Annotated in this window: 18 protein-coding genes; 14 read left to right on the top strand and 4 right to left on the bottom strand. The window is 39.1% G+C overall.

The window, feature by feature from the left end; translation table 11 throughout:
• The first annotated feature begins 40 nt into the window (after positions 1-40).
• Positions 41-946 carry a DMT family transporter gene (locus ACESK1_RS01905; RefSeq protein ID WP_372917358.1) on the top strand — a complete coding sequence of 302 codons (906 nt, stop codon included), beginning with the start codon at positions 41-43 and terminating at the stop codon, positions 944-946.
• 56 nt (positions 947-1,002) lie between these two features.
• On the opposite strand, the gene ACESK1_RS01900 is transcribed toward ACESK1_RS01905, so the two are convergent.
• The gene (locus ACESK1_RS01900) at positions 1,003-3,066 is read right to left on the bottom strand and encodes a M16 family metallopeptidase (RefSeq protein WP_372917356.1); all 2,064 of its coding nucleotides are present in this window, start codon (positions 3,064-3,066) and stop codon (positions 1,003-1,005) included.
• Positions 3,067-3,085: 19 nt separating this feature from the next.
• A complete protein-coding gene (locus ACESK1_RS01895; protein ID WP_372917354.1) occupies positions 3,086-4,408 on the bottom strand; it encodes a M16 family metallopeptidase in 1,323 nt (440 codons plus the stop codon).
• Between the two features lie 180 nt (positions 4,409-4,588).
• On the opposite strand from ACESK1_RS01895, the gene ACESK1_RS01890 reads away from it, so the two are divergent.
• The 4 genes from ACESK1_RS01890 (at position 4,589) to ACESK1_RS01875 (ending at position 6,599) form a co-directional block, all read left to right on the top strand.
• The gene (locus tag ACESK1_RS01890; protein WP_372917352.1) at positions 4,589-5,053 is read left to right on the top strand and encodes a DUF4199 domain-containing protein; all 465 of its coding nucleotides are present in this window, start codon (positions 4,589-4,591) and stop codon (positions 5,051-5,053) included.
• 102 nt (positions 5,054-5,155) lie between these two features.
• Complete coding sequence (rplU, locus tag ACESK1_RS01885) at positions 5,156-5,854, top strand: 50S ribosomal protein L21 (protein ID WP_372917350.1); 699 nt, start codon at positions 5,156-5,158, stop codon at positions 5,852-5,854.
• 28 nt (positions 5,855-5,882) lie between these two features.
• The gene (gene rpmA / locus ACESK1_RS01880) at positions 5,883-6,143 is read left to right on the top strand and encodes a 50S ribosomal protein L27 (protein WP_372917348.1); all 261 of its coding nucleotides are present in this window, start codon (positions 5,883-5,885) and stop codon (positions 6,141-6,143) included.
• Positions 6,144-6,230: 87 nt separating this feature from the next.
• Positions 6,231-6,599 carry a hypothetical protein gene (locus ACESK1_RS01875; protein ID WP_372917347.1) on the top strand — a complete coding sequence of 123 codons (369 nt, stop codon included), beginning with the start codon at positions 6,231-6,233 and terminating at the stop codon, positions 6,597-6,599.
• A 78-nt stretch (positions 6,600-6,677) separates the two neighbouring features.
• Here the strand turns inward: ACESK1_RS01875 and ahcY are convergent, their stop codons facing one another.
• The gene (gene ahcY, locus ACESK1_RS01870; protein WP_372917345.1) at positions 6,678-7,994 is read right to left on the bottom strand and encodes an adenosylhomocysteinase; all 1,317 of its coding nucleotides are present in this window, start codon (positions 7,992-7,994) and stop codon (positions 6,678-6,680) included.
• 64 nt (positions 7,995-8,058) lie between these two features.
• Between ahcY and ACESK1_RS01865 the strand changes: the two genes are divergently transcribed.
• The 9 genes from ACESK1_RS01865 (at position 8,059) to ACESK1_RS01825 (ending at position 15,433) form a co-directional block, all read left to right on the top strand.
• Positions 8,059-8,703, top strand: a complete 645-nt coding sequence (locus ACESK1_RS01865; protein ID WP_372917343.1) for a 4'-phosphopantetheinyl transferase superfamily protein — start codon at positions 8,059-8,061, stop codon at positions 8,701-8,703.
• Between the two features lie 3 nt (positions 8,704-8,706).
• Positions 8,707-9,399: a geranylgeranylglyceryl/heptaprenylglyceryl phosphate synthase gene (locus ACESK1_RS01860; protein ID WP_372917341.1), complete on the top strand. Its 693-nt coding sequence runs from the start codon at positions 8,707-8,709 to the stop codon at positions 9,397-9,399.
• Between the two features lie 76 nt (positions 9,400-9,475).
• Complete coding sequence (locus ACESK1_RS01855) at positions 9,476-9,736, top strand: YkoF family thiamine/hydroxymethylpyrimidine-binding protein (protein WP_372917339.1); 261 nt, start codon at positions 9,476-9,478, stop codon at positions 9,734-9,736.
• Entirely contained in the window at positions 9,720-10,352 is a 633-nt protein-coding gene (gene pnuC / locus ACESK1_RS01850; RefSeq protein WP_372917337.1) for a nicotinamide riboside transporter PnuC, read from the top strand. The genes ACESK1_RS01855 and pnuC overlap by 17 nt, the downstream gene beginning before the upstream one ends.
• The gene (locus ACESK1_RS01845) at positions 10,313-10,879 is read left to right on the top strand and encodes an AAA family ATPase (RefSeq protein ID WP_372917335.1); all 567 of its coding nucleotides are present in this window, start codon (positions 10,313-10,315) and stop codon (positions 10,877-10,879) included. Before pnuC ends, ACESK1_RS01845 begins: the two co-directional genes overlap by 40 nt.
• A gap of 3 nt (positions 10,880-10,882) precedes the next feature.
• A complete protein-coding gene (locus ACESK1_RS01840) occupies positions 10,883-12,436 on the top strand; it encodes a DUF4301 family protein (protein ID WP_372917333.1) in 1,554 nt (517 codons plus the stop codon).
• A gap of 5 nt (positions 12,437-12,441) precedes the next feature.
• Positions 12,442-12,843 carry an alternative ribosome rescue aminoacyl-tRNA hydrolase ArfB gene (gene arfB / locus ACESK1_RS01835; RefSeq protein WP_372917331.1) on the top strand — a complete coding sequence of 134 codons (402 nt, stop codon included), beginning with the start codon at positions 12,442-12,444 and terminating at the stop codon, positions 12,841-12,843.
• A gap of 474 nt (positions 12,844-13,317) precedes the next feature.
• Entirely contained in the window at positions 13,318-13,662 is a 345-nt protein-coding gene (locus ACESK1_RS01830) for a hypothetical protein (RefSeq protein ID WP_372917329.1), read from the top strand.
• A gap of 424 nt (positions 13,663-14,086) precedes the next feature.
• Entirely contained in the window at positions 14,087-15,433 is a 1,347-nt protein-coding gene (locus ACESK1_RS01825) for a sigma-54-dependent transcriptional regulator (RefSeq protein WP_372917327.1), read from the top strand.
• Here the strand turns inward: ACESK1_RS01825 and ACESK1_RS01820 are convergent.
• Positions 15,423-16,253: response regulator (locus ACESK1_RS01820; protein WP_372917325.1), on the bottom strand; the 831-nt coding region annotated here is incomplete at its 5' end. The genes ACESK1_RS01825 and ACESK1_RS01820 overlap by 11 nt on opposite strands.

Genomic DNA, 16,253 nt, shown 5'->3' with positions numbered 1-16,253 from the left:
ATTTAATATCGATTTTTGCTCCTGAAAAAGCAGAAATCATATGCCCCTTCAGAAACTCAAATGGATCTATCTTTTACTCCTTTCCCTTGTCTGGGGAAGTTCTTTTATTCTTATCAAAAAAGGCCTTGTTGGACTTTCAGCAACCGAAGTCGGTTCCTTCAGAATAATTTTTGCCGCGCTTTTTCTCATCCTGGTAGGTTTTAAAAGCCTGCGAAAGTTATCTTCAAGTCAGTGGAAGTGGATTGTAATTTCCGGATTCCTCGGATCCTTTTTTCCGGTTTATTTATTTGCCTATGCTGAAACCGAAATCGACAGCGCCATTGCTTCTATCTTAAATACCACCACTCCTATTCTAACACTTATTTTTGGCGCTTTCTTTTTCAGAGCGGTATTTACCCAGAATAAACTTATTGGAGTTGGAATTGGCTTGCTTGGGGCAATTGGGTTGATACTTAGCGGAGCTAAAATAAATCCCGATCAAAATTATATGTATTCCCTGCTGGTGGTTATGGCTGCCGGTTGCTATGCGGTAAACGTAAATATTCTTAAAACAAAAATGAGCGATATTTCTCCGCTGGCAATCGCGGCCGGAAACTTTATAGTGCTGCTCATTCCTGCTTTTACAATTTTATTTTTATCAGGCTTTTTTCAGAAAGAAATAACCACTTCCGAAATTCAACTATCGGTAGCTTATGTGGCTGTTTTAGGGATAATAGGTACGGGAATAGCCATGATAATTTTTAATAAACTCGTGCAGATATCAGACCCGGTATTTACTACTTCTGTTACTTATACAATTCCTGTAGTAGCCCTTGGCTGGGGAATTTTGGATGGCGAGGTTTTTAGCTTCTGGCAATTGATTTCTGCCATGGTTATCCTGGTCGGAGTTTTTATAGTAAACAGGTCTAAAAAACTCTTTAGTAAATTCAGAAAGCAAGCTGTATAAAAAGAGAAAACCGGCCTGAAGCCGGTTTTCTCACACTCTAACATTAATAAAAAAGACTATTCCTGAAAATCTTCTTCGCTTACACCTTCATTTATAAGGATCTCACTAACCTTAAATTCAAAGGTTTGTGGACCTGCAGCCTGTGAAATAGAGAAAGGGAATTTAACTCCTTTAACTTCCTCATAATTGCTGTATCCTGTTGGTATACTCATAGTTTCACCCGCCTGGTATACGCTTTGTACCGTCTTGATCTTTAATCCGGTTTCAACGTCATAAAAACTCTTATTGTTTTCACCAAGGGCTACCACGTAAGCGTCTTTTCCTTCGACATTTTCCACCCCTTCAAGGCTTGCTTCGCCAACTTCCAGTTCAGGGAAGGGATTGGCGTCAATTTTAGCCGCTTTGATCTGATCTTCGTTGTAAGGAATCTTTTGTCCCTGCGCTACTACAAAACCTGTTTTGCCATCAAATACCTGCTTGCTCATTACATTTCCTCCAACAGATACTTGCTGTGCAAGTTTCCCGTCAAGGGTGCGTTTCATCTCTAGATTTAATGCCATTCCCTGTACAGTGGCTTCAGCGATCATAACTACGCTTTCTACAGCTTCCACAGCTTCTTTTCCGCCAATCGCATCAATATATTTATTAAATACATCTTCTACGCTCATGGAAGGGTCGAGCTCCTTTTGAGTAGGTTTCTCTACTTCTTCACCCAATTTGTTGTAGTATTTAACCGGCAGTGTTTTTCCTTTGAATTCAATATTTTCCAGGTCTTCAGCGATTTCTGAAGCTTTCCCGGCAACTATAATTCTTGCCTTATCTAACTTAAAGTATTTTTTTGCTACACGGTGTACATCCTCTACGGTTACATCATTGATCTTCTGTAGGTAGGTCTCATAGAAATCCTCAGGAAGGTCTTCTGTCTCGATGTCAAGGGCATAGCGAGCAATTGTAGATGGCTGTTCAAGAGAAAGCACAAAATTACCTACATATTTGTTCTTGGCGTTACTTAATTCTTCCTCGGAAACCTTTTCCGTGCGAATCTTATGGATCTCTTCAAGAAAAGCAACAACCGAACTATCGGTTACTTCATTACGAACTTGCGCAGTTGCGGTGAAAGCAGCAGCATATTTGTCATTCCCTAAAGAGGAATAAGCACCATAAGTATATCCTTTATCTTCTCTCAAATTCATGAAAAGACGGGCATCGCCACCTCCTCCAAGAATCTGGTTGGCAATAAGGGCCGGAAAATAATCAGGATTTTTCTTCTTAAGGTCTACACTGTTAACCACGGCAATCTGGCTCTGAACTGCATTGGGCATATCAAGTATATTGATCTGGGTAGTTTCAACATTCTTCACCTCGGGTAGTTCTTCCTTAGGAAGATTCTTTGGTTTCCAATTGCTGAAATTTTCTTCAACCAGTTTCTTAGCTTCATCAAAATCTACGTCTCCAATAATTGCCAGGTAAGCATCTTCGGGAACGAAGAAGGTGTCATAGTAGGATTGAACTTCTTCTAAAGTCACTTTTTCCAGGCTTTCCGGAGTGCTGAATTCGCCATAAGGATGATCTTTTCCATAAGTGAGGGCTCTTCTTAGACGTCCTTCATTAAAAGCCACATCCTTTTCATTGCTTTCGAGGTTCTCGATCTGGCGTTGCTGAAGTTTTTCAAATTCTTCCTGGGTGAATTGTGGTTCCAAAGCACCTTCGGCCATTAATTCCAATACCCTGGGAAAAAATTTTGATAAGGTATTTGCGCTAGCGCTTCCGGCACTGAAATTAAGCCTGGCACCAAGATAGTCTACCTCTTCGTTGAATTCATCTTTTGAAGTTTTAGCAGTGCCGGTTCCCAGCAAACCGCCGGTTAATGAAGAAACTCCTACTTTTTCTCCTTCAGAATGAGGAGGATTGTCCAGTAAGAGAGTCATACTAACCCTTGGTAGTTTATGGTTTTCTACGATCATCACTTTAAGGCCATTCTCTAAAGTAAAGGTTTGAGGTTTTTCAAGATTGATCTTTGGTGCAGGCCCCGCTTCCGGCGGCGTGCTTCGATCTATCTGTGCAATGCTTGTAAATGCCAGAAACAGTAGGGCATTTATAGTAAGAATATATTTTTTCATTTTATTTTCTTTATAATTTTTATTGAACATCGTCCTTTTTAGGAAGATAATAGATCTCCGCTCTTTGGTTTTCGTTTAAGTACTCGTTAGCCACTCTTTTAATGTCTTCCGGAGTAATAGATCGTAGAATGTCTATTTGTTCATTTATTAAATCGGTGTCTCCATGAAGTACATGGTAAGTAGCAAGAGACTCTGCAATTCCTGAAACGCTGCTGTTGGCGTTTACGAACCTGTTCTCAAAAGTGTTTTGAAGTTTCTGAAATTCCCGCTCAGAAATTGTTTCATTTTGAAGTTCAACTATTTCCTCGTCAATTTCCTGTTTTAAGGTTTCCAGTTCAGTGTCTCCAAGAGGCAAACTTAAGATTGCGTACGCACTATAGTCTTCAAAGGCAAGGTTTATAGCAGATACCTGTAAAGCCTGCTTTTGATCGTCTACAAGTTTTTTGTAGAGCCTGGATGATTTTCCTCCTGAAAGTAATGTGGATACCATATCGAGTACCTGAGCATCTTTTGTGGCCATTCCCGGGGTTCTATAGGCCATGATAAACATTGGGAGTTGTATGTTTGGGTCGTAAAAAGTGTCGGTTACCGTATTGTTTATTGGTTTCTCCTCCACACGGGTTCTGGAAACCTCATTTCCTGAAGGAACTGGTCCAAAATAATCTTCGATTAGTTTTTTGGTTTCTTCTATTTCAAAATCTCCGGCTACTACCAGAGTAGCATTGTTCGGAGCGTAATATTCATCGAAATATTCATTGAACTCTTCAAGGGTTGCCGCATCTAGGTCTTCCATATATCCAATGTTGGGATCTTTGTAAGGGTGCTCGGTAAAAAGATTGCTTTGTACAACCTGAAGTAGATTACCGTAAGGTCTGTTGTCATAACTTCTTCTTCTTTCCTCTTTTACAACTTCGTTTTGAGTTTCTACACCTGTTTCACTAATTACCGGGTGAAGCATTCTTTCAGATTCGAGCCAAAGACCGAGTTCCAGTTTATTGGATGGGAAGGTTTCAAAGTAATAGGTTCTGTCCAAAGAGGTTGTGGCATTGAAAGAGCCTCCATTTGAGCTTATAATAGACATAAACTCCCCTCTTTTAATGTTTTTAGTTCCCTCGAATAAAAGGTGCTCAAAAAAGTGAGCGAATCCTGTTTTGTCATTTTTCAGGTCTTTTCCGCCCACATGATACATCACCGAAGTAGAAACTATTGGTGCTGTTTTATCCTGATGTAATATTACGTGTAATCCGTTGTCCAGCTCGTATTCTGTGAATTCGACCTCCTGGGCAACGCCTGCGGCACTCACCAACAAGGCGCAGACAGTCAGCTTAATTTTGTTAATCATGTTTAGATGGTTTTTATTAATGTATAGGTATAAGTATGAAGGAATGTTGATTTGTTACAACTTCCCCGGATATTTTATAAAAATAACACTTAAACTCAGGCTACGCCAAAATTAACAAGGTGTTAAGGCAGAAACCCGTACTTTTTTAGGAAATTTACTAATGTAAACCAAAAGAAGATTATGAAAAAATTCAGTATTCCAATTAAACATGGAGTAGCCACTGCTGCAGGACTTATTGCTTATTTTCTAATATTGTCTTTATTCGGGGCACATAAATATCCTATTTACAGTTTATTTAATGGGGTAATAATGGCTTACGGAATGTGGGAAGCAATAAAGTATTATCGACTTTCTGCAGGAAATAAATTCAAATATCAAAAAGGTTTTATGACCGGCTTGCTAACCGGGTTCAACGCCACTATTATATTCACAATTTTCTTTGGGATTTATACTACCGAGATAAATCCTGGTTTTGAAGAAGAGCTCGTGACTATGTGGTTAGACGACTGGTTTATAAACATAGGAATGTTGCTCTTTACGGTTGCCTTAATGGGATTTGCCACCACAATTGTCCTTACCCTGACATTTATGCAGCTTTTCAAAGATTCCTGGAACACCAAAGAAGGAAAGAAGCATACTTATTAAAAACTTTAGAAGAGTTTGTGAATTAATTAATTAGAAGTATATTTGCACCCGCTTGCTAAAAAGCAGGCGTTTGTAAAGCATAAATCTAATTATAACAACACTATGTACGCAATTGTAGAGATAGCAGGGCAGCAATTTAAAGTTGCAAAAGACCAAAGAGTGTTTGTAAACCGTTTAGCAGGAGAAGAGGGAGACAGTGTTTCTTTTGACCAGGTTCTTCTTACCGGCGATGGTGACAACATTACTTTAGGCGCCCCGGCTATAGAAGGTGCTCTTATAGGAGCCAAAATCACCCGTCACCTAAAGGGGGACAAAGTAATTGTTTTCAAAAAGAAAAGACGTAAAGGTTACAAGAAGAAAAACGGTCACCGTCAATCTTTAACCGAGATCGTTATTGAAAGTATTACTGCTAAAGGCGGAAAAAAAGAAACTTCAGCCAAAAAAGAAGAGCCTAAGAAAACCTCTCCTAAAGTTAAAAAGGAAGAGGAAGTAAGTGAGAATTTGGTAAGTCGTGCTGAAAAGCGTGCCGATGAAAGCAATATCGAGATCAATATTGATAAAGTATTGAACAGTATTGGTACTGCAACCAAAGCCGAAGCCGAAGATTTAAAATTAATCAACGGGATTGGTCCAGCTTACGAAAAAAGGCTGAATGAAGTGGGTATTTATACCTACGAGCAAATTAGCAAATTGAAGGCAGCCGATAGAGATGAGCTTTCTGCTTTAGAAGGAATTACCCGTGAGAAGATTGAATCAGAAGAATGGGTGAAGCAAGCCAAAGCATTGCTTAAAAACAAATAGTATAAATAACCTGAAAAAACTTTAAGCCATGGCACACAAAAAAGGAGTTGGTAGTTCGAAGAACGGTAGGGAATCAGAATCAAAACGCTTAGGTGTTAAGATCTTTGGTGGCCAAGCAGCCGCAGCCGGGAACATCATCGTTAGACAAAGAGGTACTGCGCACAATCCAGGTGAGAATGTGTATGCAGGAAAAGATCATACTTTACACGCCAAAATAGATGGTCTTGTAAAATTCTCTAAAACAAAGAATAATAAATCTTACGTTTCTATAGAACCGTTTGAAGCTTAATTAACTTTGCTTTAGTATAATATCAAAAGCCTTTTCGGAAACGAAAAGGCTTTTTTTGTATCTTTAAGTAAACCAACCGATCAAGCGATGAAATATGTCACTGTATACCGCACCACCGATATTTCTAAAGTTTCAGAGATAAAAGAAATCCTTGTTAGAGAAAGTATCAATTTTAAGATCCTTGAAGCAGATACTATTCCGGAAGAAAAAGATACTGGCCTCAAAACTTCGGATAGCCGTATCCAGGTAGAAGAAAATCAGAAGGATAGAGCTGAAGGAATTTTAACTCAACATGGATATTCTGAAACAGACAGTCACTTTGAGAAGCCTCATAGAAGTCGTTTGCCAGATTCCAGAGCAAAACCTATGATTAGTAAATGGATGATTTTTCTTCTCGTGGCCCTGGTAGTATTAATAGCGATAATTCTGTTTACCTGGTTTATGATTCCTGAATAAAAAAATCCCTTCTGAATTTTACTTCAAAAGGGATTTGGTATAATATCACCAAGATTTTCGTCTTTACAGAAATGACGTTTAGTATCTGTAATACTCCGGCTTGAAAGGTCCTTCTACCTCAACTCCGATATATTCAGCCTGATCTGGTTTTAGCTCGGTTAATTCCACACCAATTTTCTCCAGGTGCAGTTTGGCTACCTTTTCATCTAAATGCTTCGGAAGCATATATACTTCATTTTTATATTTATCGGCATTTTTCCAAAGCTCTATCTGAGCAAGCGTCTGGTTGGTAAAAGAATTACTCATTACAAAACTAGGATGACCAGTGGCACAACCAAGGTTTACCAAACGGCCTTCAGCTAAAAGAATAATATCTTTTCCGTTGATAGTATATTTATCAACCTGAGGTTTAATAGTGTCTTTGGTTTCTCCATGATTGTTGTTTAACCAGGAAACATCAATCTCGTTGTCGAAGTGGCCAATATTACAAACAATGGTTTTGTCTTTCATCGCTTCAAAGTGCTCACCTCTAACAATATCTTTATTACCTGTTGTAGTAATCACGATATCAGCTTTTTCTACAACGGTTTCAAGTTTTTTCACTTCAAAACCATCCATTGCAGCCTGAAGGGCGCAAATTGGATCAATTTCGGTAACTGTCACGATAGCTCCGGTTCCTTTAAAGGAAGCTGCAGTACCTTTACCAACATCTCCATATCCGCAAACTACCACTCGTTTACCGGCAAGCATAATATCTGTAGCACGACGAATTGCGTCTACGGCACTCTCCCGACAGCCGTATTTATTATCGAACTTTGATTTAGTAACCGAATCGTTAATATTTATGGCCGGCATTACTAGCGTTCCGTTCTTCATTCTTTCATATAGACGGTGAACTCCGGTAGTGGTTTCTTCTGAAAGTCCACGGATGCCTTCGGCGAGTTCGGGGTATTTATCAAAAACCATGTTGGTAAGATCTCCTCCATCATCGAGGATCATGTTCAGGGGTTTGCGATCTTCACCAAAAAACAGGGTTTGCTCGATACACCAGTTAAATTCTTCTTCGGTCATGCCTTTCCACGCATAAACAGGGATTCCGGCAGCAGCAATCGCAGCTGCAGCCTGGTCCTGGGTTGAGAAAATATTGCAGGAACTCCAGGTAACTTCGGCTCCAAGGGAAACCAGGGTTTCAATGAGCACGGCAGTTTGAATGGTCATGTGTAAACAGCCTGCAATTCTAGCACCTTTTAAAGGTTGCTCATCTTTATACTCTTCACGAAGAGACATTAGTCCCGGCATTTCAGATTCGGCAAGTTCTATCTCTTTTCTTCCCCAGTCTGCAAGGGAAATATCTTTAACTTTATAAGGAGTGTAAGACACTGTTTTAGTAGACATATTATTATATTTGAATATTAGCAATTTTATTTTGGCAAAAATAAGCAAACTATAATAAACCCACATGCCCCTTTACAAAACAATAACAGCAAACCCTCATACTAAAGTCTTCATTTGGAAGGTAGAAGAACCTCTTGAACAACTTAGCGATGGGATAGAACTTACAGACCATTGCCAGAACAGAGTGGAAGGAATGAAATCTGAAATTCATCGTCGTGGGTTTATGAGCATTCGCCACCTTATGGCGGAAGCTGGATATGTAGACTCAGACCTCTATTATGATGAACTTGGGAAACCCCACCTGAAAGACGGTAAAAATATCTCCATAACTCATTCTTTTAATTTTACCGGAATTATCGTGAGTGATGAAAAAGTGGGGATAGATATTGAAAAACAACGGGAGAAAATTCTTAGAATTGCTCATAAATTCACTCCGCTTAAGGAATATCACACCCTGGCCAATGAAGAAGCGCTCATTAGAAAGCTAACCATCGTTTGGGGTGCCAAGGAATCGGTTTATAAAATGTATGCCGAGCCGGGATTAGGCTTTTTACAGCATATCAATGTAACCGATTTTGATTTTGAGGATACCAAAACTACCGCTAAAGTGTTATTCAAGGGTAGAAAATCCTTCTATGAAATGAAATTCCTGGAATTTGAAGGTTTTACCTGCGTTTATGGTTGGGCTTCGAGAGCAAAAGAAAACTAATTGATGCTGAATTTCTATCGGGAAATCTACACGGCACGCGCCGAAAATAAGAAACTACTGGCAATACTTATCGATCCCGATAAATTTGAAGAAACCCGCACTGAATCTTATTTGAAAAGCATTCCTGAAAGCACTTCTCACATTTTTGTAGGTGGAAGTACGGTAGAAAACAATAAAACTGCCCAAACCGTAAAGGCGATTAAAACCGAAACTAATTTGCCGGTTTTCCTTTTTCCCGGAGATCACAACCAGATCTCTGAAGATGCTGATGTAATCCTTTTCCTGAGCCTGATTTCAGGACGAAATCCTGAATATCTTATCGGCCAGCAGGTGAAGTCGGTTTCTAAACTGAAAAATACCAGTCTGGAAATTATTCCAACGGGCTACATTTTAATTGACGGCGGAAACATTTCTGCTGTACAAAGGGTTAGTAATACAGAACCAATACCTCAATTTGAGATTGACACAATAGTTGATACCGCACTTGCCGGCCAGTATTCAGGACAGAAGCTCATCTATCTTGAAGCGGGAAGCGGGGCGAAGTTGCCGGTTTCGGAAGAAATAATAACAGCGGTGAAAAAAGCCATAGATATTCCACTTATCGTGGGAGGAGGTATCCGCAGCATACAGCAACAGAAGAAAGCCTATGACGCGGGCGCCGATATGCTGGTAATGGGGACGCATTTTGAAGAATGAAAATAGATTTGTTGTTTTCGTCTCTCCATTACCCATTTCAAATCTTTAAATTTGGCTACGACGAAAAACCCTAAAAATGAAAATTTCAGTAGAACTTACTTTAACTCCAATTCAGGACGATTTTGAGCCTGCAATTATCAACTTCATTAAAAAGATGAGAGAATCGGGCCTAACGTTGAAGGAAAATCCGCTTAGCACCCAGGTTTATGGAGATTATGATGAGGTTATGTCCCTGCTCAATTCAGAAATCAAAAACGCTTTTGAAGCCATAGACCGTGGCCTGTTGTATATGAAAATTGTAAAATCTGATCGCAGCGACTATGCAGCCGATTTTTGATTTTTTCTTTGATCAGTATTCAGGTTACCCTACTCTTTATATAATTCTAGAGATCATTGCGGTGATCTTTGGGTTCTTGTCCGTTTGGTATTCAAAACAAAACAATATCCTGGTTTATCCAACGGGGATCGTGAGCACCCTCATTTTTGTCTATTTACTTTGGCAGTGGCAACTGCTTGGGGATATGATGATTAACGCATATTATTTTTCCATGAGTATTTATGGTTGGTATGTATGGACAAGAAAGGTAGATGCTACCCATTTCACACCTATTACAAATACCACGAGAAAGGAAAACTGGCAGAGTTTATACATTTTTCTAATTACACTTCTTTTTGTTTTTGTGGTTTATGAATGGTTTGATAAATGGGATAACTGGACTGCCTATGTTGATACTCTAACCACTGCTATTTTCTTTGTCGGAATGTGGCAGATGGCAAATAAAAAGATCGAGAATTGGATTTTCTGGATTGTAGGAGATATAATTTCGGTGCCACTATATTTCTATAAGGGCCTTACCTTTACAGCAATTCAGTATTTTGTATTCACCATCATCGCTATATACGGTTATAAAGCATGGCAGAAAAACTTGCGCAACGACCTTCGTCCGTCTTAAAGATTGTTTTTTTTGGTCCGGAATCAACCGGAAAAACTACCCTGGCCGAAATGTTAGCCGAACATTTCGATACCGTCTGGGTAGAGGAATATATGCGGGAGTATCTCCAGGAAAAATGGGATAAACAGCAGAAAATCTGTGAACCCGAAGATATGTTGCCCATTGCCCGGGGGCAAATGCAACGTGAAAATGAATTGACCGGGAAAGCAAACAGGCTTCTTTTTTGCGATACAGACCTGCTGGAATTAAAGGTCTATTCCGAAGCATATTACGATGGGTTTTGTGATCCTCAACTTCTTAAACATGCGTTAAACAACCGGTATGATTTATACTTTTTAATGTATATTGACGTTCCCTGGACCCCCGACGATCTTCGGGATAAGCCATACGACCGTGACGGGATGTTTAAGCGATTTGAAGAAGCCTTGCAAGAAGCCGGCAAACCCTATGTGGTTTTAAAGGGTGATTTGGAAGAGCGTTTTCAAACTGCGGTTTCAGAAATTAATAAACTTTTAAAAAACAGGTAAAGCGTGGGATTTAGTGAAATAGATATTTTACAGATAGAAGAGAAAGGATTAAGCTCCAAAGAAATAGAACGCCAGCTTCAAATTTTTGAGCGGGGAAATATAAAAGTTGATATTCAGGAGGCCGCAACTCCCGGAAATGGAATCTTTGTGTATTCTGAAAAGAAAAAGAAAGACCTTATCGCGAAATATGAAACAAGAATGTCTGGTTTGAACCTACTGAAATTTGTGCCGGCCTCAGGTGCCGCCACCAGGATGTTTAAAGCTTTACATAATTTTGCCGATGAATTTAATCCTGAAAAGCAAAGTCTGAGAGATTATCTTGATCAAAAGGAAGATGCCACTTTGCAGCGTTTTTTCGAGGGAATTACTGAACTACCTTTTTATGATAAAGCCCTTAAACTTGCCAGGGAAAGCTATTCCGGTTTTGAAGATAAATCTAATGATGAACAACAATTAATCCTGGTTAAAACTATGCTTTTTGAGGATGGCCTTAATCTTAGTAATTATCCAAAAGGCCTGGTGCCATTCCATAAATACGAAGACAGAGTAGCCACCGCTTTCGAGGAGCATCTATACGGTGCGGCCAAATACCTTAGCGTCAATGGCCTTGCTAATTTGCATTTTACGGTTGCCCATGGTGATAAGGATAAATTTAAAGATGAATTTGATGCCATTCAGGAGCGCGTGGAGCAGGCAACCAATACAGAATTTGAGATCACCTATTCCTACCAGGATCCAAAAACCGATACCATTGCTGTAGATGAAGATAATGAACCTTTTAGAGATGAAGAGGGTAATATATTCTTCAGGCCCGGTGGGCACGGAGCCCTTATTGAAAATCTTAATAACCAGGAAGCTGATATTATTTTTATTAAGAATATTGACAATGTTGTGGTTGAGAAAAACCTTGGTGAAGTTGTAGAGCACAAAAAAATGCTTGGCGGAAAATTGCTGGAGCTTCAGGAGCAGATCTTTGGATATTTACAGCAATTGGATGCCGGAAATATTTCAGAAGCGAAACTGGATGAGATCGCCGATTTCCTTAAAAATGAACTTTTCCAGGAGGTCACTGCTTCCTTTAATAAGTTTACCGGGGAAGAAAAAATTCAGTATTTGTGCAGAAGATTGGATAAACCATTACGGGTTTGTGGGATGGTAAAAAATGAAGGAGAACCTGGGGGAGGTCCTTTTCTTGTAAAGGATGAAACAGGGGAAATTTCTTTGCAAATTATTGAAGGTGCTCAAATCGACAAAGACAATATAGAGCAGCTTAAGATCCTGAATAACTCTACCCACTTCAATCCAGTGGATATCGTTTGTGGTATTTATAACTGGAAAAAAGAGAAATACGATCTTCATAATTATGTAGATGAAAGTATGAGTTTTATCGCTCACAAAACCAAGGACGGAAAGCCTTTAAAGGCTCTGGAGCGTCCGGGTCTCTGGAACGGAGGGATGGCCATGTGGAATACTGTTTTTGTAGAAGTTCCGGTCACAACGTTTAATCCTGTGAAGACTGTGGCAGATTTGCTGAAGCCGAGTCATCGTACAGCCTAAGTATAGTGGACGAAGAAAAGATCAGACAGGAGCTCAGCTTTAAAGCAGTGCGAAGTTCGGGCGCTGGTGGTCAACATGTGAATAAAACCTCTTCAAAAGTTGAGCTTCATTTTTTAGTAGAGAACTCTGAAGCCCTATCGGAAGAAGAAAAAACCAGGATCCAAAATAAACTCGGGAGGAAAATTACCGGAGCAGGAGAACTGGTTATTCAAAGTGAGGTTTCCCGGAGTCAACATAAAAATAAAGAGGATGTAATTCAGCGTTTTCTTAATATGATAAGAGAGGCCCTGAAAAGACGGAAAACTCGTAAAAAGACTAAGCCATCCCGTGCTGCGCGGGAAAAGCGATTAAAAAAGAAGAAAATCCAGGCTGAGAAAAAAGCCGGGAGGAAAAGTCCGCTTCAATAGAGATGAAAACTGTGTAAGTTTTCTACAGGTTTGAGGAATATGGAATCAAATTCCCCATAATTTCCCGGACCTTATATAAATGGTATTCTTATAAATTATTTATTTTCAGTGAAATAAACCAAAATCGTGGTGATGGTATGGTTTTCCCTTTAATTAATTGAGTTTGATAAAAACTTGATTCAAACTAACTAGCACAACAGCGTGGATAACTGTTGTATAATTTAGATTTTCGGAGAAAAAGAGGCTTTCGGGCCTCTTTTTCATTTTCTACAATTTGGAGGTCCAATTGTGGTAGTATTTCTACATAACAAATTCTTAAAAAGAGGGGAATTCTACATAATTTTTTCAGAAGTACTTACTCGAAATACACATAATACGCTGTTTTTGAGGTAATTATTCAATAAAAGTTTAAATTGGTATAATTCTTCCTTTATAATTAACAACTAAAACTTTAAAAACTTAAAATAAAGAATTATGAAAAAGTTAGGATTAAGCTTAATAGCTGCAGCTGCAATGTTCTTTTTTACTGAAAATGTAAACGCCCAGGTAGAAGGTGAAGTACATACCGACGTAGAAATGGAAGCTCATGCTCAGGAAAAATCAGATTTTAAAGAAATCGATGTTGTGGCACTACCACAGGCAGTTAAAGATGCTGTAATGACCGATTTCAATGGCGCTGTTACTGAAGAAGCATGGGTGAAGGAAAAAGAAGGTAAAAAAATGTATAAACTATCCCTTAATGTAGAAGGTGAGAAAAAGAAAGTTTATGCTGATGAAGATGGTAACTGGATAGACAAGAAGGATAAAGAAGATAAATAGATCTGCTAATTTTCTTAACCGCTTACTAACTAACCAACATAAAAACCGCCGTATTTACCCTACCATAGAGTACGGTGGTTTTTTAAAAAAATAAAAGCCGAAGCTTAAGAGAAGCCAACTCTTTCGGCACGGACGAATTCGAATAGTTTAATCACCCCCCAAAGGGTGTTGAAATTGAGCAAAACGACTTTCAGAGAACCAGGTTTCTTTGATCAACTAACACTAAAAAGTCGTTTGTAAGATGTTGAAGAATATTCTGCATTTTTTCCGTGAAATGGATACCACCACAAATGACAAGTATAAATTTTTAGATTTGTCAGGAAAAGAGGTCAATTGAATTGGCCTCTTTTTTTATGTTTAATTTTAAAACCTATGAACATAAGATTGTTAAATTTGCATTGAACATTTTAATTCAGTGTTATTTATGACTAAAATCCTCATAGTAGAAGATGATGTTGCTTTTGGCACAATGCTTAAGACTTTTTTACATAAGAGAGACTATGAGGTGGACCTTGCATTTTCAGCTTCTGAAGCATTAAATAAAATAGGGCAGAAGGATTTTGACCTTATTCTTACCGATGTTCGCCTTCCCGACAAAGATGGACTTGATATTCTAAAAGAAGTTAAGGCTAAAAACACCAAGACGCAGGTTATTGTTATGACCAGCTATGCTGAAATAAGTATGGCAGTACAGGCCATGAAGGATGGTGCCTTTGATTATGTATCTAAACCCTTCCGGCCGGAATCAATATTACAAACTATTGAAAATGCTCTTAAACATAATAATGCAGTAAAAGCAGAGACCGTAAAACCGGCTAAAAAAGCTGAAAATATTAAACTGCAAAAAGATAGTTTTGTAAAAGGAGTAAGTGATGCCGCTCATAAATTAAACGATTATATTGAGCTGGTTGCTCCCACAAACATGTCGGTACTCATAATGGGGGAGAGCGGAACAGGAAAAGAGCAGGTCGCTAAAAGTATCCATTTGCAAAGCAAGCGAAACGATGCCGCATTTATCGCTGTAGATTGTGGAGCGATTCCACGGGAACTCGCTTCAAGTGAATTTTTCGGACATCTAAAAGGCTCCTTTACCGGGGCGATAAATGATAAAACCGGTCACTTTGAAGCTGCCAATGGAGGAACATTGTTCCTTGATGAAATAGGGAACCTGGGCTATGATTTACAAGTGCAGCTGCTACGCGCACTCCAGGAGAGAAAGATCAAACCCGTGGGCAGTAACAACGAAATTGAAGTTGATATTCGTGTGATCACCGCCACCAATGAGGATCTTGCCCAGGCAGTACGGGAAGGAGAATTCAGGGAAGATTTGTATCACCGACTTAATGAATTTTCAATTAAAGTTCCAGCGCTTAAAGACCGAAAAGAAGATTTAATGATCTTCGCCAATTACTTTCTGGATGAAGCAAATGCTGAATTGGAAAAAAATGTAATAGGTTTTACAGAAGAAGCCATCGAAGCATTTAAAAACTACAACTGGCCGGGGAATTTACGGGAATTAAAAAATATGGTGAAACGTGCCGTACTGTTAACCCAGGACGATCTTATTCCTTTAAAAGTTTTACCTCACGAGATCTCTACCGCTCAAAAATCTGAAACCGAATATGGGCTTTTTAAAAATAAGAACGAAGAGCAACTCATTATCGAGGCATTGGAAAAATCAGGCGGAAATAAAAGTAAAGCTGCAAGGTTGCTTTCAATAGATCGCAAAACGCTTTATAACAAACTGAAACAATACGGGATCAAACTGTAATCTCGGTCTTCAAATTATTCATAAGCAACCTGATGTTTCTAATAAGATCCTGAAATTCGGCTTCTTGTAAATCATTATAAGTTTCAATTTCCCTTAACTTTTCGGCTATTGAATCAGCTTTCATTTGCCGGAACATGGGTAGCATTTTATGGGCAACCGATGCCATTTTCTCTTTTTCCTGTTTCTTATAAGACTCTTCCAGAATCTCCAGATTTTTTTCCGAACTCTCCAGAAAAGCATTTATGATGATGTGCATAGCGTTTTCATCACCACCCGAAAACTGGTAGATCTCCTCAAGATCATATTCGGTGCCGGGTCTCTTGCTGGGCGGTAGATAATTATTTGACTTAACCTTAACCTGGAATATCTCGGCAATACTATTTAAGAGTTCCTGTGGTTTATAAGGTTTAATAAGACTTTTTGCAAATCCGGCCCGGGTGTAGAAATCAGGCTCAAGGGTAGTTCTTCCTGAAATTGCAATCACAGGTGTATTCTTAATTTCAGGGTCCTCCTTAATTTGGGAGACGAGCTCCAATCCATCCATCCTGGGCATTTGAATATCGGTAAGCACTAGATCAAATTTCCCGGTTTTTAGCTTATTCAAGGCATCATAACCATTCAAGCTGCTTTCGCAATTAAGACCTATAGACTTCACCAATTCCTGGGTTAAGGCAAGTTGAGAAGGTTCATCATCGACAATAAGTGCTTTTTTATTTGCCAGCAGTGCGGGTGGGGGGACGTGGTTTTCTAAAGGGGTGATTTTATGTTCCTGTTTTTTTAATTTAATCACCGGAAGATAAATGATAAATTCACTGCCCTC

The sequence above is a fragment of the Salegentibacter sp. genome (assembly GCF_041642575.1).
GTDB lineage: Bacteria > Bacteroidota > Bacteroidia > Flavobacteriales > Flavobacteriaceae > Salegentibacter.
Note: the sequence above shows the minus strand (reverse complement) of the source record. Positions and strands in the feature narration are given on the sequence as shown.

What these genes read in the sequence shown, in the direction of transcription:
- ACESK1_RS01905 (WP_372917358.1), top strand. Translation starts at nt 41, where the DNA reads ATGCCCCTTCAGAAACTCAAATGGATCTATCTTTTACTCCTTTCCCTT.
- ACESK1_RS01900 (WP_372917356.1), bottom strand. Translation starts at nt 3,066, where the DNA reads ATGAAAAAATATATTCTTACTATAAATGCCCTACTGTTTCTGGCATTT.
- ACESK1_RS01895 (WP_372917354.1), bottom strand. Translation starts at nt 4,408, where the DNA reads ATGATTAACAAAATTAAGCTGACTGTCTGCGCCTTGTTGGTGAGTGCC.
- ACESK1_RS01890 (WP_372917352.1), top strand. Translation starts at nt 4,589, where the DNA reads ATGAAAAAATTCAGTATTCCAATTAAACATGGAGTAGCCACTGCTGCA.
- rplU (WP_372917350.1), top strand. Translation starts at nt 5,156, where the DNA reads ATGTACGCAATTGTAGAGATAGCAGGGCAGCAATTTAAAGTTGCAAAA.
- rpmA (WP_372917348.1), top strand. Translation starts at nt 5,883, where the DNA reads ATGGCACACAAAAAAGGAGTTGGTAGTTCGAAGAACGGTAGGGAATCA.
- ACESK1_RS01875 (WP_372917347.1), top strand. Translation starts at nt 6,231, where the DNA reads ATGAAATATGTCACTGTATACCGCACCACCGATATTTCTAAAGTTTCA.
- ahcY (WP_372917345.1), bottom strand. Translation starts at nt 7,994, where the DNA reads ATGTCTACTAAAACAGTGTCTTACACTCCTTATAAAGTTAAAGATATT.
- ACESK1_RS01865 (WP_372917343.1), top strand. Translation starts at nt 8,059, where the DNA reads ATGCCCCTTTACAAAACAATAACAGCAAACCCTCATACTAAAGTCTTC.
- ACESK1_RS01860 (WP_372917341.1), top strand. Translation starts at nt 8,707, where the DNA reads ATGCTGAATTTCTATCGGGAAATCTACACGGCACGCGCCGAAAATAAG.
- ACESK1_RS01855 (WP_372917339.1), top strand. Translation starts at nt 9,476, where the DNA reads ATGAAAATTTCAGTAGAACTTACTTTAACTCCAATTCAGGACGATTTT.
- pnuC (WP_372917337.1), top strand. Translation starts at nt 9,720, where the DNA reads ATGCAGCCGATTTTTGATTTTTTCTTTGATCAGTATTCAGGTTACCCT.
- ACESK1_RS01845 (WP_372917335.1), top strand. Translation starts at nt 10,313, where the DNA reads ATGGCAGAAAAACTTGCGCAACGACCTTCGTCCGTCTTAAAGATTGTT.
- ACESK1_RS01830 (WP_372917329.1), top strand. Translation starts at nt 13,318, where the DNA reads ATGAAAAAGTTAGGATTAAGCTTAATAGCTGCAGCTGCAATGTTCTTT.
- ACESK1_RS01825 (WP_372917327.1), top strand. Translation starts at nt 14,087, where the DNA reads ATGACTAAAATCCTCATAGTAGAAGATGATGTTGCTTTTGGCACAATG.